We start from the raw sequence: 21695 nt of genomic DNA, 5'->3' as shown, positions 1-21695 counted from the left end.
AGCCATCAAAATCATGCTCAATCGTGTCCTAGGATTCGCTCGCAAACCGTCATGTGCGGTGATTGATGTCCGACCCTGTCCAATAAGCTGGAGGGTCCGATGGATCACAACGCCAAGCCCGAAAACCCCAAGCCCCAAGGTTTCTTACCCAACGGCTACGTTGTTTACGAGCCGCCGAAGGTCGCGACGGCACCGTTGAAGACCGTGAAGGCGGGCTCCGCCCCGCACAAGCCGGTGAAGCCGAAGTCCAAGCCCGAGCCCATTGCGTTCCCGGCCGAGGGCTACGCCACCTACAAGCAGGTGCAGGCGAGGCTGCAAATCAGCAACAGCACGATGCACTCCTGGTTGAAGCAGAAGAAGAACCAGTTGCCGATGCCTGTCCGCATCGGCCCGCGAGCGATGCGGTTCAGCGTTCAGGACATCCTCGACTACGAGCGCGCGGCCCGCGAGGCCACCAAGGTGGCGGCGGAGTAGTCCGCCTTACGGCAGGTAAACCTGCACCGCACAAGTAACATCGAGCACGCTGGCAACCCGAAACCTGCCAGCAGCTCTACCCCCACTCCCCCTGAAACCACCCGCACCCAAAGCAACCGGCCTCCCGGCCGGCAGGGCAGCTTTTGCCAAGGATCCCGCATGCCTGAACCCAACTACCTTACGGCTCGGCACCAGAACCGACGGCGACTGATCGGCCGGCTGAAGAACGGCAGCGACGCTGAGCGCCAGCTCGCTGCGAGCCTCGTTGCCTGCACCGAAGCCGATCCCTGCCTGAGCGGTGCCTGCACCGAGTGCGGCGGCCGTCTCCAACTCGCTGCCCTGGATCTGGCTGACCGATTCGTTCGCGGGCCCGCACGGGCAATGCGCGGCCGGATGACCATGATCACGGTGGTGCCCAGCTGGGGCTGCGTCCTGCCGGGTGAGCTGGATGTGGCCGTTTGTCGGCGGGTTCTGGCTGAAGTGGGGGCTGCCGCTGTGGCCAGCGGCATCACCCCCAGCATTTTCAGCCTCGACATCTCCTTAAATGAGGATCTGACCGGCAAGGGTCCCCCGCCGCACTGGTGCGTGCACGCGGCCGGGCTCGCCGTCGATTGGTTCTCCCAGGCTCAGCAAGCGCCCTTTCGCTTTGCGTTCCCGCGATCCGATTGGGTGAAGCGACCGGTCTGGTTTGAACCTATCGATGCCAGCGGGGTCGCCGAGCGCTACGCGCTCAAGCCCGACCGCGGCCGGCGGGTGACCCACTGGGACGAGCACCGGCTGAACGCCAGCGGCGGTCCCAGCACCAAAACCACTCCCCGTGGGTTGCGGGCGGTTCAGGCCGATGAGCTGGCCATGGTTGAGCATCAGCTCGGCTTGGCTGGCCGGGTCATCGGGTGCGGAATCGATGACGATGCCGTCGAGCGGGCTCTGGGTGGCTTCAACTGGGTGAGAGACGGGCCCTAGGGGCGGTTAGGCGGGAGGGGGAACTGCAACCCCCGTCCGCCCTGCCACGGCGCCGTCTTCCATGGCGTGCCCGGCGCCTACCCCACCCTGTCAGCGAAAAGCCCGTGCATCCCGTGCATCCCGTGCGTGAGCTGACCCGACAACATCGAAAATCAGTCCGACCACCAGATCGAAGGACCCATCATGTCAACCGACAACCCCACGACCACCGCGGGCATCCGCAAAATCAATCAGCTTTACGACGAGGGCGAACAGGCCTGGTACGACATCTACGAGGCGCCGGGCATCGAGGGGGCGGTCATACAGGCCACTGTTCCCCGTCAGGAGCAGAGTGTTGCAGCGGTCGCTCGCTACTTGCTTGCGAAGGGCGCGCAGCGACCCTCGACCACCGAGCGTCAGGGTATCATCGCATTCGCCATCGCGGCCGATGCCCCCATCGTTCGTCGAGCCGCTCGCAACGGCTGGCGGGACGCCAGCACGTTCGTGACACACCGTTCCGTTGTGTCAGGGCGCGACGACGCCGAAGCGATTTTGCCGCCGACCGGAGCTTACGCTGGGAGCACCGGTCACATGCAGGATCGCGGTGACCTCGACGGGTGGCGAGCACTGATCAAGATCGCGCGCTTCTCGACGGCAATGATGATCGCACTGGCCGCCATCTTCGCAGCGCCGCTCCTCAAGATCGCGCTGCGCCCGAACTTTGGGCTTGTGCTTTTCGGCCCCAGCCGTTCGGGGAAATCCACGGCTCAGCTCGCTGGTGCATCAGCCTTAGGCTATGGGCAGGAAGAGGATCTGCCCAGTCTGAATGCCACGGTCAGCGGTCTTCTGTCGGTTGCGGTCGCTTTCAATGACCACGCGATCCCGATCAACGAGATCGGCACCGCACGAGGTGGAAAGAACAATGTCTATGAGGTGGTTCGCGAGACGACTTATGGGCTGATGAACGGGCAGGACATCATCCGTCACCCGAGTTGGGCCGGTAGTGATGGTGGGGCGACGGCAACCTTCCAGGTTCTGCCACTTATGTCCTCCGAGCACTCGCCCGACGCTTGGGCGGCGCGGAAGGGCGAGACCCGCGATGAGGGGGAGACGGCTCGGCTCATTGGCGTCCCGGTGCTCTTCAACGGATCCCAAACCATCTTCGATTTGGCGCCCAAGACCCTCACTGGGTCGAATCTCGCCGCCTGGGAAAAGAAGCAGTTTCAGCTTTTGCGGGAGGGCCTGCCTAACTTCCGCGGCCTTGCCTTCAGCACCTATACCCAATGGCTCGCTAGACAACACAAGGCTGTCGAAGAGGTGGTTCGAATTCTGGTGGCGAACTTCGAAGTGGCCGTAGCGCGGCCAACGATGTCACCGGTTGAACGTGATATCGTGGCGAAGTTTGGCGTCCTTTATGCGGGCGGCCTTTTGGCAATCGCTGCGGGTGTTCTTCCACTGGACATGAAACGACTCGGCGCGGCTTTGAAGCGGGCATGTTTGGCGGCGCTTGCGGAGATCCCCAATCCGCAAGCTGAGCTCATTGCCGACCTGAAGGCCTTGAAGGCCAAGCTTAGTGGCGCCAGCGTTTTGGATACCGAGACGTGCACTCGCAAGCAGTTGCGACTCATGCACAACGCGGATGGCTTTCGCCAGATCAAGAATGAAGGTCTCGAGTTCGTGGTTCGATCCGAGGTTTTCACGCGGTGGTTTCGGTCGGAATTGCGGAGGCAACGGGTCCTCGAATGGCTCGACGCTGAGGGGTTCTTGAACCACGGCCGGGACCGGACCACTGGCCGCTCGATTGAGTGGGCTCAGCGTCAGGTGACTTGGCCTGATACCTCCCGCAAGCGTTCGATCAGCGTCTACCTGCCCGGCGGCTTCGCTGATTTGGAGCGGGCGTTCTAAGCCTTATCTAAGACTGATTACGGACCCCCGGCGCCGTAAGCGGCGCCGGGGGTATTTTTGTATGTAAGCGCAACCCCGCCGCGGCAGTCGCTACTGCCCCGCGCGGCAGCCGCAGGGGTTAAGATCTTACATCGGCACCAAACACATAGCTTTTGGCAAAGATGGCCGACCTGAGCCAAATGTCATGCTCCCAAGGGTATGGCTCTGATGTGGGTGCCCGTTACCCTCGGGAATCGGTCGCATCGGCTTCTCCCAGTCGCGCGCTAGCTCACGGTCATGGATCGCATTTTCCCCATGACCCGTGCCGCCGGACTCGAACGCCTCGCTGCTTTCCTTGACGATGGAGCAGCCGAGTATGCCGGGTCCCGCAACTTCGACCTCGGACCCGAAGGGAGGTCCACGACCTCGGCTCTCTCACCCTACCTTCGTCGGCGCCTGATCACCGAAGCCGAGGTCGTTGCAGCGGCCATCTCTGCCTTCGGTGACGAGGGGGCCGAGCGGTTCGTCAGCGAGATATTCTGGCGGACCTATTTCAAGGGGCACCTGGAAACCCATCCCACCGCCTGGACGGACTATCTCGCACTGGCCGCCGAGGGCCACGAGCGGCTCGCTGCCGAACCGGGCCTGCGGCGGACCTACGCGGCTGCGATTGAGGGGCGGACCGGCATCGATTGCTTTGACGCCTGGTCGAGCGAACTCGTTGAGACAGGGTGGCTCCATAACCACGCGCGCATGTGGTTCGCCTCGATTTGGATCTTCACCCTGCGCCTGCCCTGGGCCCTCGGTGCTGACTTCTTCATGCGCCACCTCGTCGATGGAGATCCGGCCAGCAACACGTTGTCCTGGCGTTGGGTCGCTGGCTTGCACACCCGGGGCAAGCACTATGTCGCCCGCGCCGAGAACATCCGTCGCTACACCGATGGGCGCTTCGATCCGGTCGGCCTCGATGAGTACCCCGACGCCCTCGACGAGCCGATGCCGCCGCGAGAAGTGGCACTTCCGCCGGCCGGCGATGCCGAGCCGGAGGGCAAGGTTGCGCTCCTCCTGCACCTCGACGATCTGCACCCGGAAAGCCTGCCCCTCGGCGCCGCGCGGGTCGCCTGCGTCGGCGGCTTCGTTGCCCATGCGGACGGCGCGTCTGACCTGGTTAGGGCTGCGGACGAGGCTGCGATGGCCGATGCCCTGGTGCGAGCCGAAGCCTATTTCGGATGCCCGGCATCCCTGATCGAAAAGGACTGGTTCGGCGGCCTGCCGATTGTGACCGCATGGGCCCCGGTCGGACCATCGGCGATGGTGCTGCCACAGGGGTGTTTGCGCCTTCGCCGGGCCTGGGACGAACAGGCGTGGCCGTTGGCCACCGGCGGCTACTCCCGGCTGAGGAAAGCCATCCCTCGGCTCATATAACAGCGATCCGCAGATCGGTTGGCGGAGACGCGTGATAGAGTTCGCTTATGCAAACGGTAGTTGGTGTCTGCTATGTGCCTTTGCGCCCCGCTGCCCGTTTGGGCGTCTGGCTTCAGCCAAAAAATGGCGGGCCCGAAAGCCCGCCGATCCATTACCGTACGACGACAAAGTGAAGGACATACGCCCCACGCAGGTTCGGATCAGTTACTGTCGCAAACAGCCCTCTTCGTCGTTGGCGCGAGGGCGACACGCCATTCCTCCGGACAGCGGTCACTGCGCGGGAGAACAGTGCTTGCATCCGCCCCGACAGAGCGGATGCATCGAGTTGAGGTCGGTCAGTTCGGCAGCGTGAAGACCGTCAGCTGACCGCCGAGGTTGGTGTAGCTCGACAGGGCAGCGTAGCCACCCACCGCGCCGAGCCCGGCATTCGGGTCCGTGAGACCGGCTGCGAGGCCGATGCCGGCCCAGCCACCGACACCTGACAGGATGGCGAGGTGCTGCTTGCCCTTGTGGGTGTAGGTCATCACGTTGCCGATGATGCCGGAGGCCGTCTTGAACTTGTAGAGTTCCTTGCCGGTCTTCGCATCAACGGCCTTCAGGTAGCCTTCGAGGGTCCCATAGAACACCACGTCACCGGCGGTGGCGAGAGCACCCGACCATACCGAGAACTGCTCCTGGTTAGACCACTTGATCTGGCCCTTCAGGTTGTCCCAGGCAATGAAGTTACCCATGCCGCCGTGGCTGTTGGGAGCCGGGTACATCGAGACGGTTGCACCGACATAGGGCTGGCCCGGCGTGTAGCTCACCCGGAATGGCTCGTAGTCCATGCAGACATGGTTGGTGGGCACGTAGAACAGCTGGGTCTTCGGCGAGAATGCAGCGGGCTGCTGATCCTTGGTGCCGAGCGCGGCTGGGCAAACGCCCTTCGTATTGGTGTCCTCGCCGTTCTGGTCGGTGGAGAACTTGGCCTGGACGAGGGGGCGGCCATAGGTAGGCGACGCCTTGTCTAGGTCGATCTTCGAGGCCCAGTTCACCACCGGATCGAACTTCTCGGCCACCAATACCTCACCCGTGGCGCGGTCCAAGGTGTAAGCGAAGCCATTACGGTCGAAGTGGGTCAGGAGAGGGCGCTCCTTGCCGTCGATCTTCTGATCCGTGAGGATCATCTCGTTGATGCCGTCGTAGTCCCATTCGTCGTGGGGGGTCATTTGGTAGACCCACTTGGTCATGCCCGTATCGGGATTGCGAGCGAAGATCGCCATAGTCCACTTGTTGTCGCCCGGGCGCTGCTTCGGGTTCCAAGTCGAGGGGTTGGCAGTGCCGTAATAGACGAGGTCGAGCTTCGGATCGTAAGAATACCAGCCCCAGGTCGCACCGCCGCCGGTCTTCCACTGATCGCCTTCCCAGGACTTCAGGGAGGAATCCTTACCAATCGGTTTGCCGAGCGACGTCGTCTTCGCCGGATCGACGATCATATCGTCATCGGATCCGACGCTGTAGCCGCGCCAGACGCGATTACCGGTCTTCGCATCGTAGGCGGTGATATGGCCGCGAATGCCGTACTCGGCACCGGAGATGCCGACGATGATCTTGTCCTTCACCGGCAGCACCGTGGCGGTGTTGGTCTCGCCGATTTTCGAATCCCCGTTTTTGACCGACCAGTTCACCTTGCCGGACTTGGCGTCCAATGAGACCAGGGTGGTGTCGGCCTGATGCAGGATGATGGCGCCATCCGCATAGGCCAGGCCGCGATAGACCGTGTCGCAGCACATGACCGGGATCACGGACGAATCCTGCCTCGGCTCGTACTTCCAGAGGATCTTGCCCTCGTTGTTGAGGTCGAGGGCATAGACGATATTGGGGAAGGGAGTGTGGACGAACATCATGTCACCGATGACGAGCGGTGAGCCCTCGTGGCCGCGCAGGACGCCGGTGGAGAAATTCCATGCGACCTGCAGGTTCTTAACGTTCCCGGCGTTGATCTGGTCGAGCTTCGAGTAGCGGGTGTTGGCGTAGTCGAGCGTCTGCAGCACCTGCTGGTTGGGGTCTTGGCTGCGCTTGAGCACGTCGTCATTGGCGAGCCCGGCGGTGGCACTCGCAACCGCGAGGCCCAAGCCGAGAAGGCAAGCATGTTTCATGGAATTCCTCCCGTCGCCGGCTGCCTTCTTCGACTGTCTCGCGGAGCAGCCCGACGACGGAAACGCTATTGGCCCGCCCGGTCCCCTGGTAGGGCAGGATCCCCGTCGGCAGTCGGGCATTTTGCCTGATCGTGACCTTGACCACTTGCCAGCATCCGGCAGTTGCGTCCCTCTCCCTCGCTGGATGCGGGGAACACCACGGCATGGGTCTGCTCATCGGATTGATCCTGCGCGTCCTGGGCGTAGTGATGCTTTGCTTGGCCTGTGCCACAGCCTGGGTCGTCGCCGAGGTGCACCAAGGCATCCGAGAGGAGACCGCGGCCTCCGCCGACAGGGTGGTCCGTGAAGCGCAGGAACTCGCCTGGCGGGAACTGACCTGGCGCGGCAGCGCCGGTCGCTCCGCCAAATATGCCTTTCCGGATTGGCGCAGCTCGCACACCCTGCGATTCATCAGCCCCGGGAACTGCGTCGCCCTGACATGGGAGGGCGAGGCCACGCTTCAGCAATGCAGTGGCTTGGAGACCGCGGGTAGGCCCGCTCCGGCGTGGTTCGAAACGTTGTATCGCGAGGCTTTCGGAGTGATCCCGCCGATCCGCCGCGCGGTGATCCTGAATCGTAGGGAAGCGGGGATCGTGGTCACTACGCCCGACCGGGGCGCGGCCGTGCGCCAGGTCTGGCGACAAGTGCGGGTGCTGATGGCCGCCGCCGCCGCCATGGCTGGCGGTATCGCTATCCTGGCCACCTTCGTGATCGGTGTCGCACTACAGCCGGCGCGGGTGATCACCCGTGGCCTCGGCAAGATGGAGAGGGGCGATCATTCCACCCGCCTGCCCCCGTTCCGAGCCGGGGAGTTCGACCGCATCGCGCGTGCCGTGAATGCCCTGAGCGAGCGTCTCCAGCGCACTACGGCCGAGCGGACGGCGCTGACCCGGCGCCTCTTTGCCGTTCAGGAAGAAGAGCGCCGTGCACTCGCACGTGAGCTTCATGATGAGTTCGGACAATGTCTGACCGCCACGGGAGCCCTGGCGAGCGCAATCGAAGCCGAGGCTGGCGAACGTTCGGAGTTGCGTGACGACGCCCGCTCGATCAGCCGGATCACCCGTCATATGATGGGCACGCTGAAAGGGGCGCTGGCACGCCTGCGGCCCCCCGACCTCGACGAGTTCGGCTTGGAACACAGCCTCCGCCGCCTCGTCTCGACATGGGAGGGACGAAGCGCGAAGCCCGCCGCTTTCAGCCTGAGCTTCGCCGGTGACTTCTCGACATTGAGCGCACCGGTTGCGCTCAGCATCTACCGGATCGTGCAGGAGTGCCTTACCAATGCAGTTCGTCACGGAAAGCCGACTCAGGTGAATGTGAGCCTTGTTCGGACGCCGGACATGGTGACGCTCGGCATCGTGGATGACGGCGGTGGCGACGCGGCGCTGGTGGAGACCGGCAGCGGCCACGGCGTTCTCGGCATTCGCGAGCGGATCGGGGCTCTCGGCGGAACTCTGGCCATCGTCCCCGCCCAAGGCGGCGTACGGATCGAAGCGACGATTCCATGTCCGTCGGAGGCCGATCATTCAAGCCCACGGAACGATAGGAAGATCCCTCCCGAAATGAAGCTGGAAGGGCTGGCCGCATGAGCGAGACCGGCATCCTCCTCGTCGATGACCATCCTGTCGTTCGGGAAGGGTATCGTCGTCTACTGGAGCGTCAACCTGGATACCGTGTCGTGGCCGAGGCGGAGACCGCATCCGACGCCTACCGGGCATATAAGGCCATGAAACCGACATTGGTGATCATGGATCTGTCGCTGCCGGGGCCTAGCGGCCTGGAGGGGGTCCGTCACATCAGGCAATGGGACTCGCGCGCCCGCATCCTGGTGTTCACCATGCATCAGGGGGCGGCCTACGCCCTGAAGGCCTTCGAGGCGGGAGCCTCGGGTTACGTCACCAAAAGCAGCGCCCCCGAGGAACTGGTTAGATCGGTGGCCATCGTGGCACGCGGCGGACAGGCAGTCAGCGCCGATATCGCACAGGAGCTTGCAGCGGAACGTCTCAGCGGCAAGCGCTCGCCGCTCGACGAGCTCGGCCCCCGGGAAGTCGAGGTGCTTCAACTCGTGGCATCCGGCATGGCCACGGAGGCCATCGCCAAGGCACTCAACCTGAGCCCCAAAACCATTCAGAACTACCACTATGGCATCAAGGCGAAGCTGGGTGCCCGCAATGACGCGCATCTCGTCTGGCTGGCAATTGCCGCGGGCCTCATCCGACCGAGTGGATTACCCGACAAAGCCTGACGCACAAGCAGAACGACAAGAGTTTGCTCGTTGCTGCCACTGCTTCGCTATTATCAAAGAGACACGGCCGTACAACTCATAGGCAGCTGCGCCAGCTGAAAACAAACCTAAGCTTGACATTAGGACGATAATCTTATAATGTGAGGTTAGCTGCGGGCTGTTTCGCAGCTAACCGGATGCCCCCGATGCCCCTGCTGTTGCGACGCCTGCCACTACCCGAGCCTCACCGACAGCAGGCGGGTGCATCCTCCCCCTCACACTCAACGCAAGGCGGCCTCCGGGCCGCCTTCGTCGTTTCTGGAGCTGTTTGATGACCCTGGAAACCGCAACCAGCACACCCACCGCCGTGCCCCCCGGCTTGATCCTGTTCGGCCGCGACGAACGGCACCGCCCACACGCCTCACGATTTGCCGCCGGGGAGAAGGCCGAGGCCGAGCGCGCCGCCGACCTGATGGGCATGCATGTGCTCGAGATCAGCAATGACACCCACCACAGCCTCGCCGCCGGCCTGCCGCTGGGGCGCCTGTTCGGGAGTGGCAAAGCCTTCGTACCGTTCGTCAAAGCCGAGGTGTTCGACCAGCTCGTCGCGGCGGCGGGCCTGCCCGATATTGCCGTGCCCGTCAGGGCCTCGGCCAAGGCCACTGGCGCCCCTCCGGCGTCGGGGGGCGGGGCAAGTGGCGCTGCGGGCGCCGGAGGCCCTGGCGGCCGCTTCAAGGCGCCCGCCGATTGGCCCGACATCGAACGAGGCTGCCTCGTGCTGGCCTGCGCCGGCCCGTCGGAGGGCTGGTTCGAGGCGATCATCATGTACACGAAGGCCGACGACGCCTTCGAGCTTCAGTGGCGCGACTGGCCCGACGATCCGCTGATCACCCGGCATCGCAGCGAGCTTGGCTTGCTCCCGCCCGTTGCGGTTCAGGGCGCAAAGCCAGGGGCATGAGTCGGCTTGCCCCTAACAGCGTCGAGGCGGATCCCGCCTCGACCACCCGCACCGACCGGGTGCGTGGCCTCAACGATGCCTTCCGCCGGAGCTTTGCCGGCGGCCATGTGATGCTGTCGCGCGGGATCGCCACCCTGCCAGAGGAGCACCGGCGCGAGGCCGAGGTGGCGGTGAAATCGTTCGCGGCATTCGGTGCGAACGACGATCCGTATGGCGAGCATGATTTCGGCGCCTTCGATCTCGCTGGACACCGGTGCTTTTGGAAGATCGACACCTACGACCGCGCCATGGTCGGGCACTCGCCTGACCCGGCCGACCCGGCGGTGACGGTGCGCATCCTCACCATCATGCTCGCTGAGGAGTACTGATGATGGTTCGTCAGCGCTCAGGCTTTTCGTGGCGGGACTGTTCCGGCTGCTTTGGGCCGGCGCCCAGCGCGAAGGGGGGCAGGCTGAAGTGCCCCCTGGTCCGGTTCGGTCAGCAGGGCAGCAACCGACACCTTCAGCACCTGCGCCACGGCCTCCAAGGTCGCAATCGTCACGTTTTCCGAACCACGCTCGACCCGCCCGATATAGGCGCGGTCAATCCCAGCCGCGAGCGCGAGACGCTCCTGTGACAAGCCCTGCGAGACGCGTAGCTCGCGTAGGTTCCAGCCGATGATCGCTCGAGCGTCCATGATGACGCGACAAGGCCAGATCAGCGGCTTGACAATCGACGGACTGACAGTCCCTTATTTAAGCGCAACCACTGCGCGTGACCCGGCTACGCTGTGCCCTTCGAAACCCGGCCGTCCGCTACCCATCGCGTGGATCAGCCGATCCACCAGCCCCTTCAGAAAGCAGGACAAATGAACTCGTACCTTAGTGCGATGCGGAGCTTTCGCGACTTCACCGGCCGCACCTCGCGCGGCGACTACTGGCGCTTCATTCTCGTGTACCTCGGCATCGCGGTCATCGCCCTGATGCTCGATGCGGCCTTCGCCACGGGCAACAAGGATGGCGGCCTGTTCATCGGCCTTGTTCACCTGATCCACCTCGTGCCCCAGGTGGCCGCCGGCATTCGGCGGATGCACGACACCGACCATTCGGGCTGGTGGTTGTTACTCAGCCCCGTCGCGCTGGTCTTCGCCTGCTTTGCCGGGACGCCGGGGCCGAACCGGTTCGGTCCGCCGCCGGAAGCCGGTGCCGTGCCCCCCTCAATTGGCGCTGCCCCCTCAGGCCCTGTGCCGGCTCAACCCCTCGCGCAGCCACAGCGTGACGTGATCGCCGAGATCGAGCGGCTGGCGCAGCTTCGCGCCGGCGGCAGCCTGTCGGAGGCCGAGTTCGAGGTGATGAAGGCGCGAGCCCTGTCGCAGGCGCGCGGCGCGTGAACGACGACACCGCATGGGTGCTGGTCGCGATCACCGTTTGCGTGGCCGTCTACGGCCTGCCGTCGATCATCGCGTTCCATCGGCACCATCCTAACCGCTGGGTCATCCTGGCGGTCAATGCCCTGTTCGGTGGGACGCTCGTGGGCTGGGTCGTGGCGTTGGTCTGGGCGCTGCACGCGGTGCATCGGCCTGATCAGACTGGCGCTTCGCAGGGCGGCGAGTCGGGGCTGAATCTGTTCGTCAACGACACCCGGCGGGTCGCCCTCGTGGCGGCCCCTCAGGGGGACGGGGGCGGACACGCGAGTGCGCCCCTGTCACCCGCCGATGCGGTGCGAGAGCTCGAACGTCTCGCAGATCTACGTACCGCCGGCCACATCGACGACACCGAACACCGCGCCCTGAAAAGCGCGGTGCTTCGCGGACTGTAGCCCACCCGGCAAACTCGTTGGCCGCCCCCTTTCCAATACGAGATGAGTAGGACAGTTGAATCATGCGCCGTCACACCACCGCTGCGCTCACGTCCATCGTCGTGCTGGCCGCCGCGATGTCCGCCGTTTCGGCAGAGCAAATCCCGTCACCCGAAAATGGATCGCCCGGAGCCGCATCGTGCCCGCCGTTCCTGCGAACCGCGCGGGCGGGTCGGGTCGCGGATCGCACGGCTGACCGGTTCGAACGGCAGCAATCACAATGGAATTCATCGGGCGCGCTCGACTATTTGCGCGATCAGCTTGTCAGCAGCTTGAGGCCGGAACTGACCTCGCCAGCCGACACGGCAGCGATCCGCACGCTCCCACGGGCAACCGTCGATGCCTGTTTTCCGCGCCTTGGAGCGGTGTTGGCGAACCTGACGCAGAGCAGGCCGAGAGCCGCAAGCGGAACGCCGAAGAGCAGCAGGCCTCGAACGACGCCGTTCGGCAAGTCTACGACGAGTATCATCAGGCCAATCGGAAGGCGCGCGAAGCCGAGATGAAAGAGCGTGCTGAGGCTGCGTCTCAGGAACCGAGCGGGGCCGATATCATGCGGCTCATGCGCGAGAATCAGGCCGAGCAGCAACGCGTCATTGAGGCGGCTATTGCAGAAGCCGCCAAGCCCACGACGATGATGCTGAACGCCTACCGCAACTACCTCGCCGCCCGGCAGTGCTTCGATAGCCGTGTCGGCTTCGCTGTCGTCTATCTCACGCCCCAGCAGATGGAGGAGGCGAAAGCGCAGGTGAAGGGCATCGAAGCGGCGCTCCTGCAGAAGGAGCCCAGCCTCGCCACCGACGAACGCTGGGAGACTGCCAATCGCGAGGAGGCTGCAGCGAACGACAACATCGCCGAGTTGGTCTACACCGGTCGTGGCAACGTCAAGGAGCGGACCTACACCGAACAGGGGCGCCGTTTCTGCGCGATAGCCGTGGGCTGGTTGCGCGAGCGATACGGCGATCTCTACCCCGACAGCCCCACCGTGAAAAAGGACTTCTGATGCGCATCGCCTTGGTCGGAGACGGCGTCGGGGTGGTCGTGACGCACACCCTGCACAGGATGCACGGGGTCACTGTCATATCGGCTCGTGACAAGATCGCGCTTCTCTCGGTCGCTATGGCCGGGGCATTCCTTCCGACGCAGACTGCCAGGGCCGTCGAGTCAGTCGCTCCCGCTACGATGCCCCCAACTTGCGTAGCCGGGTCCGAATGACACCTGCCGGTAGCGACCTTTGCATGCCAACCTCGTACACGCGCCGACGATTGCGCAGGCCGGCCTTACCGCGGTCCAGGTTGGCACGTGTGAGAACGTGCCGGCCAATCGGTGGTTCGCCGTCGAAGCCACGACGGCTGCTCAGGCCACTGAAGGGGGATCGGCACCACAGCGATGTAGGTTCAATGCCGCTGAGGGCTCGAAAGTCACGCCCACGACTGAGCAGAGGGACCTTCCGGTGAAGATCAGGTGACTGGTACCGTATGGACCCGACCCAAAGTGGGCGCTGGGAAGGGCCGTCTCAGAGCTGGCGAACTGATGCTGATCGACCTGAAATTACCGAAAGCGGTCCGTCTGCTCTTTCGGGTAAGACCGTTACTTTGTTACCCCTAGCGCAAAATGTTTGGCACAAATTTAAGAAGCATTGAAGCCGACTTTTTGCTTACGGCGCCGTCAAAGCAGATCTAAACCCGTTTGTAATTGTCTGCTGAAGATCTTGATTGAAGTGAACATTTGCTGCAGATCTGGACGGACCTATATTAATCTGGCTACCAACTTGCTCCCCCGGACCCAACGTAAGTGTTAGAGTATGCGCCCGCGTTCTATTCGCAGACAGCAAAGGCAAGGCGCCACCAGTTGACAAGCTAACAAGCTTCACAGACGGATTAATCGAGCCTGATGTTATAGTAGTGAATTTTACACTATACGATAAAACATCCAATTTCGTCGAGATAGACTTCGGTACTAACTCGGTTGATGGAATTTTGCTTTGTGCATCTAGTGCGCCTTTCAGCCAATCTCTTATCCCCAATTTACCAGAGATCAGAAGCGACGACCCAGCACGGTTCAGATCCTCAAAGTTACCAGTGGTTTCATTGTATTCACTACAGCTAGTATCAAGCTCAGACGGTCGCTTTCTCAATTGATTAAGCGAATAATACGAGTAATAAATATCAATCCTGGTAGCCTGCGATGACAATTGCGCGGCCAATGGAATAGTTAATGACTGGGGAACTTTGCCGACGAACGGAGCTGCTCCGTATTTATAGTAGTCATTTGGCGATACAGAAGGATTGACCGACCCCGTTTCATCAACTTGCAAATTGATAGTCATTTGAGCACCCCAGTTCGCGGGAAGCTTGTATATAATACGCCCACTACGGAACGTTAGTTCCGGATCAAGCTCCCTGACTGCTGTAGTCAGTTCGCAATAGATGCTTTTTTTAATTCGATAAACGAGCTGGTCACTCACAGCGGCGGGCTCCCAGGCTTCGTTGAGAGCGGGAACAACGGTGCCGCATGCAGATAATACTACAATAAGAGTGGAATAAAATCCAATAGTAATGCATATTTTATGCCCCATTGTTTTATCCCCCAAACGCTGATGCAATAAGAGTTATCTGCCAACTAAAGTATTAGTAGTCTTTTCGATATCACTCAAAACTTTTTTCAACTCTTCTGGCGAAACTGGGGCTGTCGAGCTCACACTAACCTGCCCATCAGGCGTGGTTACGGTGAGAATTCTATTACGGAAGGTATTAAGACACTGCTTAGGATTGTCACCATGACAGTGACCGCCAGCTTTCTCACAGCGCTCGCAGAATGATTCTGCGCCTTGCGAAACAGCCGGCGCAACATTTAAAATAGAAGCAATGATGAATACGCATCCGAACAAGTTTCGCTGATCCGTCATTTCAGGCTCCATTAGTTGGAAATTTGATATCGAGATGTCCATCCAGATGTCAATAATTGGATATTGCAGAGCCCAGGGATATTCTCTATATTCCAGGCTGCGTGTTAATTATGGCACAGATGCGATGATTTGGTCCTGTGGATTGTCATTTAATATTCTGAAGTCAATAAAAGCACAGTGAACTTGAATCGACAATCGTGGCACAATCGGGGCGATCTTGGAACATTAAATGACCGCAAAAATTGTATTCTGAAAAAGAAAGAAACGCTTGCTATGAAGTTACGCATGCTTTCCGTCGCTGCGCAGATTATGATTATATTGTCGTTATGCCACGTCGCAGCGGTGGCGCAAAATGGACCTTCAATTTATGCGCAATATGCATCAGGCGTTTTGCTTATAAAGGTTTATGGTATAAAATATGATGGTTCTATAGAAGGCTCAACAGGAACTGGCTTCTTTATTGGAACCGAGGGGGATATTTTAACCGCAGGCCATGTTATCTTGGATAGATCCAAATATAAAGACCTGATTATCACCGCCCAAGCTGGGCCTAGTACAGCTGAGTCAAAAATAATATCCTTGTTGCTAATAAAGAAACATCCTATTCATGATGTGGCACTCCTTCGACCCTCTAATGTTATCAGTGGCGCCACGTCATTACCTCTCCGCAACGCAAAGCCTAATGTAGGAGAGGATTTATATGTTTTAGGCTACCCGTTGGGCTTGCCGAATACACATCTTATTGATGGAATTATTGGCAGTGTCGTAGGTGAAAATATAACGACGAATGCTTTAGTTGAAAAAGGTAATAGCGGAGGTCCAGTCGTTGATGCCAATGGTTGTGTAATGGGCATTGTCTATGGGGGTATCACTGCAACCGAGGAGGGGCCGGTCAATGGCATAAAATTCGCAATTGCGGCCTCAGAATTGAAAGATTTTTTACCAAACAATATATCTACTGGAAAGCGAGAAGATAAGTCCGAGAATGACGGATTAAAGATACATGTCACGGATGTTCTAAGTAGAGTACAAAATACGCATGATATTAGCTATACAACCAACTCATACTCTGACACTATCCCCGCTCGTGCTGGATATAAATTCGACAGTGTTGACTCGGTCGGACATGTCAGCCTTAATCCCCCTGAGTTGACATACCCAAAACCAATCATAAATCCGGATGGGAAAGCATTGTCTTTGAACTACAGCTTAGTGAGCGGCCCGTTTTATGATAGAAAGCGCGGATGGATCGAGATGACGATCAATTCAACACAAATTCGTATTGGCAAAAATGACGAAAAAGCTTTTGCTGGGAATTGTGAATAGCATATTAGAGCCGTACCCTGGCGGTTTGAATCGTTTGGGGTAGGTGTTTTGGATCGTGTGTGATTCACTGGACGGGCTTATGAGGGAGGATTGCCATGCCTTCAGCCCTGTCGGCCGATCTGCGCAAGCGTGTGGTTGCCGCGATTGAAGCGGGCGCATCGCGGCGTCACGCGGCCAAACGCTTCGGGGTCGGGGCAGCCAGTGCGATCCGATGGTGCGAGCGTTACCGGCAGGACGGGCAGATCGCGCCCAGGCCGATGGGCGGCGACCGCAACTCGCAGCGCCTGGAAGTGCAGGCGGCCCTGATCCTTCGGATCCACGAGGAGCATCCGCAATCCTTCCTGCGTGAACTCCGCGATGCTCTCTCGGAACGCGGCGTCCGGGCAAGCACGAGCAGCCTGTCACGCTTCTTCGCCCGGCATGGGATCACCCGTAAAAAGGGGCTGTTCACGCGGCCGAGCAGGAGCGGGCGGATGTGAAGGCTGCACGAGAGGACTGGTTCGAGCGTCAACCCGATTTCGATCCGGATCGCCTGGTCTTCCTCGACGAGATGGCCGCCACGACCAAGATGGCTCGCCGCTACGGATCGCGCTTCGCGTGGCCAGCGCTGCCGGATCGCCGTGCCTCACGGGCACTATCAAGACTACCACCATCACCGCCGCCCTGCGCGCTACGGGACTGATCGCCAAGACCGTCTTCGATGGAGCGACGAATGGCGTACGCTTCCGCGCCGACGTCACCGACACCCTGGTCCCCGTGCTCAGGCCCGGCGACACCTTCATTTTTGACAATCTGAACGCCCATAAGGTCGCCGGGGTGCGTGAGGCCATCGAGGCAGTCGGCGCGCGGGTTCTCTACCTCCCGCCCTACAGTCCCGAACCGAAGGACCGCGTAGCGACTTCAATCCCATCGAGACAGCGTCCCCCCTCTAGCAGACGCTCACTATAAGCCCTTGCCCTCAGTTGCGAGGTCGAACAGGGTGGTGGCGCCCACGATTTTGTCACTCCGTAGCCTGGGTCCGTACGGTGAGCTTGTTTCCATCCGGATCGCGAAGATATGCGACAAAGGACCCGTTCGGGCGCTCTGTGGGAGGGCTTTCGTTGGCGGTGCCACCATGCGCGGTGCCGGCCTGATGCCACGCCAGAACATGCTCGCGGCTCACTGCGGCTATACCGATGGTTCCGCCGTTGGCTGCGGTCGCTAGCTTGCCATCGATGGGTTTCGTGATCATCAGTCGCCCGCCCTCGTGGTCGTAGATCAGCCTGCCTCTGGGGTCCATCACGCCGGGCTTCCCTCCTAACGCGACGAATGTGGCATCGTAGAAGCTCCGAGCCCGATCCAGATCATTGCTGCCGATCATGACGTGGGTGAACATACCTTCTCTCCTTAGAGGGCAGCACGGGATAGCCGTGGGAGAGCGCGACGACGAGCCGTTGCCGATGGCATACCCGCATGTACCGGGCAACTCTCAACCGCTTATCAGCGACCCAGGAAATCGGCATAGCCTGATACAGCTGGGCGCTCAGGCTTCTCGTAGTACCCGATACACCTGCATACGAGAGCAGCCCAAGGCCACAGCGATTGCTGCGGCCCCGCTGCCTGCAGACGCCATGGCCTTGATCTGATCACGGTCCAGGCGGCGCTTGCCACCGGCATACACACCACTGCCTTTCGCGCGCTCGATGCCCTCGCGCTGGCGCTCTTTGATGAACCGGCGTTCCATCTGGGCGACCATGCCAAGCACCGTCAAAACGACGTGCCCCATTTCGCCGCGTGTTGAGACGTGTGGGTCGAGTACGGTGACATGCGCACCGCGCTGTTCAGCCTCGTGAATGAGGTTGAGAACGTCTCGAGTATCACGGCCAAGCCGGTCAAGGCGCGTGACCACGAGTTCGTCGCCGGGCCGAAGGAACTCAAGCACGGTCGCCAACTCAGCACGACCGCCACGGCTAACGCCTGAAACCTTCTCCGAGCGGATCACCGCGCAACCTTCGGCCCTCAGCCGGGCGACCTGCCCATCGAGATCCTGATCAAGCGTGCTGACGCGGGCGTAACCGATGCGGGCCATAGTTTGTAACCTCAAGCTTTAGGCCCAAGGCTACCTTGTCACAAATAGCCGGTGTCAACCCAGATGTTACGATGACCGGCGGCGGCTATGTTACGTCACAGCAGGGTATACCCTGATGTAACGAGCACCTATGAATGCCCCGCTTTAATGAGGCGAATCGCAATATGGTTCGCATTGGCCACGCGGCGCAAAGATTGTATGATCTTGCCAGAAGCGCGGCAGGCGACGCACATCGTAAGGCATATTAATTCATGACAAAGATAACCATACTACACTTCTCTGATATTCACTGGCACCCAAATAGTGAAAATGATATATCTATTGTCATAAATGCCATGCTGCGTGATATAGAGGACTTTAAAAGTAAAAATAAATCGATTGATATTGCTATATTTTCCGGAGATCTAGTTCAGTCCGGTACGGATATCAAGCATTTTGAAAAAGCTTTTGAACTAACACTCGCTCCCGTGATTAAGGCGGCAAAAGTGCCAAAGGAGAGACTTTTTATATGCGCTGGAAATCATGATATTGACCGAAATCAAGTTGTTAAATTTATGGAAAATGGCTTAAAAAGCTCACTGAAAGATCTCAATTCGACAAATCAATTCATCGACGAAACAAACAAGGGCAGCACCCCTAATAAAGTAGCTTTTGAACGCCTCAAAAATTTCAACTCATTCATGCGTACCAAGGTATACAAGCCCCCTAATGTTCTTTCCAATCTAATGGTTCAAGCATTCCGTTTTGATGTTTCAGGAGAAGAAGTTGGTATCGCTCTATACAATTCCGCATGGCGTTGCACCGGTGCAGCAAACGACGCAGATAGAAATAGCTTAATAATTGGAGAAAGAAATATTGACCAGGGGCTGAGCGCGCTGGAAGGGTGCGATATCAAAATCGCTGTTTTTCACCATCCGACAGATTGGCTTTCTGACTTTGATCAGTCATCGGTTCTTGGTAGGCTCTATTCGGAATTTGACTTAATCACCCACGGGCACATTCATAAGTCTCTTCCAGAACTTCGCCATACAACATCTGGATCTGCAATTATCAGCCAAGCTGGAAGCTTATATAACAGCCGAGAATATCCTAATAGCTACCAAATAATTGAAGTTGACACAGATTCATCGCAAGCCGTCATACACATGAGGACATTTTATGATTCACCTCGCCGAGCCTTTGACGCGGCGATCAACGTAAACGCATCTGGACAGTTGGTCTGCGATTTTTTTGCGCGAAAAAAAACATCACACAATGATGAGATCAGGCGATATTTACGTCAAGTTGGCTTATTGATAAGGGGCAAGGAGTCATCGCATCTGGATATAGGCGGCGCCCTATCTTCTCTAAATGCGGATGCTCGAACGACCTTTGTTTGTCCTCCGCTTAATACTCGGCGGCATTCTGCAGTTGCAGACAGCACTGAATCAACACGTTCAATAGTTGAAACCGAGTCAGAAGAGGTCGAGCTTGAAGACTTGCTTCGCAGTTCCGAAAACCTATTGATTGTTGCTCAAAGGGAGGGTGGGAAAACTAGTCTAGCAAATCACATAGCTGTTCTAGTGTCGGAGGGATTGTCCGATAAAGACCGCGTGCCAGTCATTGTAGGCTATCAATACCTCAACAAGGGCAGGCATGGCATCTATGAAGAATTCAATTCATATTACAAAAATAGCGATTTTAAAATGAATTGTTCAAATTTATTGGCTCAAGGAGATCTGCTCATACTTGTGGACGATGTGATCTTAGGAGACCAGCACGCTGAGAAAAAATTGCTCGAATCACTCGAATCATATCCAGGAACGCGCTTTATTTTATTAGCCGATAGTTCCAAGCTGCTGGGTGACCCCTCTCGCGAATCCCTATCAAACCTACTACGAATAATTTATGTCAAGTCGCTTCCTCGGCGGTCGATCCGCGAGATGACGCGCCGTTGGTGTTCAATTACTGGCACAAATGACGCAGAAACGAATGACTTTATCGTAAAGCAGTTGAAAGAAAATCAGCTTCCTCGCACTGGTTACATGATTTCTCTTCTAATTTGGGCCTACCAAAAACAAAAGAAGATGGAACGGATCAATGAAGCCTTCCTATTAAACGCTGTAATTGATAGTTTGCTTAATAAAGCTGATTTTACAAAGGCTTCAAGAAAGGAATTCGATCCGATTTCTGCTGAAATTACCTTGCAAGAAATTGCGGTTTTTCTTCGTGAGTCTAACAACATATCCTCAATGAACAGCTTGAACGAATTTGTGTTGAGTTTTTTTAAGAAAAAGGCTTTAGACTTTAATGCAATCGATGTAATAAATCAACTCATTACCTGTGGCGTATTGAATAAACGTGGCAATGACATACAATTTAAGTATAAATGCTTTCAAGAATATTTTATCGCTGTAAAACTACGTGACGATACAAATATGTGTGATCAAATCGTTGAACATCGTGCGGGTAATTACTCAAGAGAACTGTACCTCTTGAGTGGCCTCCGAAGGAAAAATTTCGATCTATTAATTCGGCTCAAAAACAGACTCGAAACCAATATTCCTAGTCGATTAAGTTCCATTTCTAGTGAGGAATTTTCGACAATTGCCAATCAGAACGTTTTTGATCCGTCATCGCATAAAAAACTTACGACGATTAAAACAAAAAAAATGTCTACGGATCAAGTCGATAACTTGCTTGATGCCGCTGAAAAAGAGATTGAGACGGAGGTCGCGTCTCCGAGCAAGCGTGAGATCGCCGCACAAAAGGCTGAACCGGGCGCTGCAACAGAAAAACCGAAAACGGATGTCCGTTCGATCTCAGAATTCATGAACGAATTAAGTCTTTTTGGCTCAATCATCAAAAATTCCGAGTTCGATGATGGAGATATTAAAGACGCGGCCCTTCACTTTTATATGGAACGAATGCTTCAATTCCAAGTTTTTATCTCACAACTTATGGCCGATTTAGTCTCGAAGTTTTTCAATGATACTTTTGGTGATTATACCGAATTAACGTCAACTACTTTATCCCAGACCGAGCGTGATGCGATTAAGGGCAAAATGCTCATCGTAATGCAAAAAGTGCTTGCAACAATCTCGACGCTAAAGATAACCGACGATTTAGCAACCGAGAAGTTAAAAGTTACCTATAGAGATTTTGTCGATAACCCGCTCAATTCATCTGTAGCTAGGCTGTTTATAGCCCTATTGATGTACGATATTAATCAAGAAGGCTGGGTGCAAAAACTGAAAGAAATGATTGATTTGAATGAAAGCTCATTTATGCTTGACCTTGTTACTGACAGGCTTTGGCATGATTTGTATACTCGGTACGAGCCTGATACCCGTCGAGCGCAGATTACAAGTGTGGTTGATCACCTCATGGGTAAGTTCGGTGATGTAAACTCTCGGAAGCGTACTAGCAGACAAGCCGTTGAGAAAGCAGCAACTCTCACTCAGGTGCGTGGCCGATTCTAATTCGTCTCTACAATG

Annotated in this window: 18 protein-coding genes and 1 pseudogene; 14 read left to right on the top strand and 5 right to left on the bottom strand. The window is 58.0% G+C overall.

What is annotated here, in order from left to right; all coding sequences use genetic code 11:
* The first annotated feature begins 99 nt into the window (after positions 1-99).
* The 4 genes from FV220_RS03890 to FV220_RS03875 all read left to right on the top strand — a co-directional run bounded on the left by FV220_RS03890 (position 100) and on the right by FV220_RS03875 (position 4725).
* Positions 100-474, top strand: coding sequence for a hypothetical protein (locus tag FV220_RS03890; protein ID WP_147829779.1), 375 nt, complete (start codon positions 100-102; stop codon positions 472-474).
* 159 nt (positions 475-633) lie between these two features.
* On the top strand, positions 634-1437 hold the full coding sequence (locus FV220_RS03885) for a hypothetical protein (RefSeq protein ID WP_147829777.1): 804 nt from the start codon (positions 634-636) through the stop codon (positions 1435-1437).
* A gap of 183 nt (positions 1438-1620) precedes the next feature.
* A complete protein-coding gene (locus tag FV220_RS03880; protein WP_147829775.1) occupies positions 1621-3321 on the top strand; it encodes a DUF927 domain-containing protein in 1701 nt (566 codons plus the stop codon).
* Positions 3322-3615: 294 nt separating this feature from the next.
* The gene (locus tag FV220_RS03875) at positions 3616-4725 is read left to right on the top strand and encodes an FAD-binding domain-containing protein (RefSeq protein ID WP_147829773.1); all 1110 of its coding nucleotides are present in this window, start codon (positions 3616-3618) and stop codon (positions 4723-4725) included.
* Positions 4726-5060: 335 nt separating this feature from the next.
* Here the strand turns inward: FV220_RS03875 and FV220_RS03870 are convergent, their stop codons facing one another.
* Positions 5061-6863, bottom strand: coding sequence for a methanol/ethanol family PQQ-dependent dehydrogenase (locus FV220_RS03870; RefSeq protein WP_147829771.1), 1803 nt, complete (start codon positions 6861-6863; stop codon positions 5061-5063).
* A gap of 221 nt (positions 6864-7084) precedes the next feature.
* Here FV220_RS03870 and FV220_RS03865 point away from each other — a divergent pair, with 221 nt between their 5' ends.
* The 4 genes from FV220_RS03865 to FV220_RS03850 all read left to right on the top strand — a co-directional run bounded on the left by FV220_RS03865 (position 7085) and on the right by FV220_RS03850 (position 10452).
* Complete coding sequence (locus FV220_RS03865; protein WP_246689375.1) at positions 7085-8491, top strand: histidine kinase; 1407 nt, start codon at positions 7085-7087, stop codon at positions 8489-8491.
* The gene (locus tag FV220_RS03860) at positions 8488-9147 is read left to right on the top strand and encodes a response regulator transcription factor (RefSeq protein ID WP_147829767.1); all 660 of its coding nucleotides are present in this window, start codon (positions 8488-8490) and stop codon (positions 9145-9147) included. The genes FV220_RS03865 and FV220_RS03860 overlap by 4 nt, the downstream gene beginning before the upstream one ends.
* 310 nt (positions 9148-9457) lie before the next feature.
* The gene (locus tag FV220_RS03855; protein WP_147829764.1) at positions 9458-10084 is read left to right on the top strand and encodes a hypothetical protein; all 627 of its coding nucleotides are present in this window, start codon (positions 9458-9460) and stop codon (positions 10082-10084) included.
* On the top strand, positions 10081-10452 hold the full coding sequence (locus FV220_RS03850; protein ID WP_147829763.1) for a DUF3768 domain-containing protein: 372 nt from the start codon (positions 10081-10083) through the stop codon (positions 10450-10452). Before FV220_RS03855 ends, FV220_RS03850 begins: the two co-directional genes overlap by 4 nt.
* Before the next feature lie 17 nt (positions 10453-10469).
* Here FV220_RS03850 and FV220_RS03845 read toward each other — a convergent pair whose 3' ends face one another.
* Positions 10470-10760 carry a helix-turn-helix transcriptional regulator gene (locus tag FV220_RS03845; RefSeq protein WP_147829761.1) on the bottom strand — a complete coding sequence of 97 codons (291 nt, stop codon included), beginning with the start codon at positions 10758-10760 and terminating at the stop codon, positions 10470-10472.
* A gap of 171 nt (positions 10761-10931) precedes the next feature.
* Here FV220_RS03845 and FV220_RS03840 point away from each other — a divergent pair, with 171 nt between their 5' ends.
* From FV220_RS03840 to FV220_RS03830, 3 genes are all read left to right on the top strand, one after another.
* Positions 10932-11453, top strand: coding sequence for a DUF805 domain-containing protein (locus FV220_RS03840; protein WP_147829759.1), 522 nt, complete (start codon positions 10932-10934; stop codon positions 11451-11453).
* Positions 11450-11881 carry a superinfection immunity protein gene (locus FV220_RS03835; RefSeq protein WP_210245932.1) on the top strand — a complete coding sequence of 144 codons (432 nt, stop codon included), beginning with the start codon at positions 11450-11452 and terminating at the stop codon, positions 11879-11881. The genes FV220_RS03840 and FV220_RS03835 overlap by 4 nt, the downstream gene beginning before the upstream one ends.
* A gap of 259 nt (positions 11882-12140) precedes the next feature.
* Complete coding sequence (locus tag FV220_RS03830; protein ID WP_147829757.1) at positions 12141-12920, top strand: hypothetical protein; 780 nt, start codon at positions 12141-12143, stop codon at positions 12918-12920.
* A gap of 654 nt (positions 12921-13574) precedes the next feature.
* Here FV220_RS03830 and FV220_RS03825 read toward each other — a convergent pair.
* Positions 13575-14522, bottom strand: a complete 948-nt coding sequence (locus tag FV220_RS03825; protein WP_147829755.1) for a hypothetical protein — start codon at positions 14520-14522, stop codon at positions 13575-13577.
* A gap of 480 nt (positions 14523-15002) precedes the next feature.
* Here FV220_RS03825 and FV220_RS03820 point away from each other — a divergent pair, with 480 nt between their 5' ends.
* The gene (locus FV220_RS03820; RefSeq protein WP_147829753.1) at positions 15003-16151 is read left to right on the top strand and encodes a serine protease; all 1149 of its coding nucleotides are present in this window, start codon (positions 15003-15005) and stop codon (positions 16149-16151) included.
* 95 nt (positions 16152-16246) lie between these two features.
* Positions 16247-17030 (top strand): annotated as a pseudogene (locus tag FV220_RS03815) (IS630 family transposase); the annotation flags it as partial.
* A 121-nt stretch (positions 17031-17151) separates the two neighbouring features.
* Here the strand turns inward: FV220_RS03815 and FV220_RS03810 are convergent.
* Together FV220_RS03810 and FV220_RS03805 are read right to left on the bottom strand one after the other, a co-directional pair.
* Positions 17152-17526, bottom strand: coding sequence for a VOC family protein (locus FV220_RS03810; protein ID WP_147829751.1), 375 nt, complete (start codon positions 17524-17526; stop codon positions 17152-17154).
* Between the two features lie 147 nt (positions 17527-17673).
* Complete coding sequence (locus FV220_RS03805; RefSeq protein ID WP_147829749.1) at positions 17674-18219, bottom strand: recombinase family protein; 546 nt, start codon at positions 18217-18219, stop codon at positions 17674-17676.
* A gap of 251 nt (positions 18220-18470) precedes the next feature.
* On the opposite strand from FV220_RS03805, the gene FV220_RS03800 reads away from it, so the two are divergent.
* Positions 18471-21680 (top strand): metallophosphoesterase, encoded by a 3210-nt coding sequence (locus FV220_RS03800; protein WP_147829747.1) that lies wholly within the window; start codon positions 18471-18473, stop codon positions 21678-21680.
* Positions 21681-21695: the final 15 nt, after the last annotated feature.

It is taken from the genome of Methylobacterium sp. WL19 (assembly GCF_008040005.1).
GTDB lineage: Bacteria > Pseudomonadota > Alphaproteobacteria > Rhizobiales > Beijerinckiaceae > Methylobacterium > Methylobacterium bullatum.
Note: the sequence above shows the minus strand (reverse complement) of the source record. Positions and strands in the feature narration are given on the sequence as shown.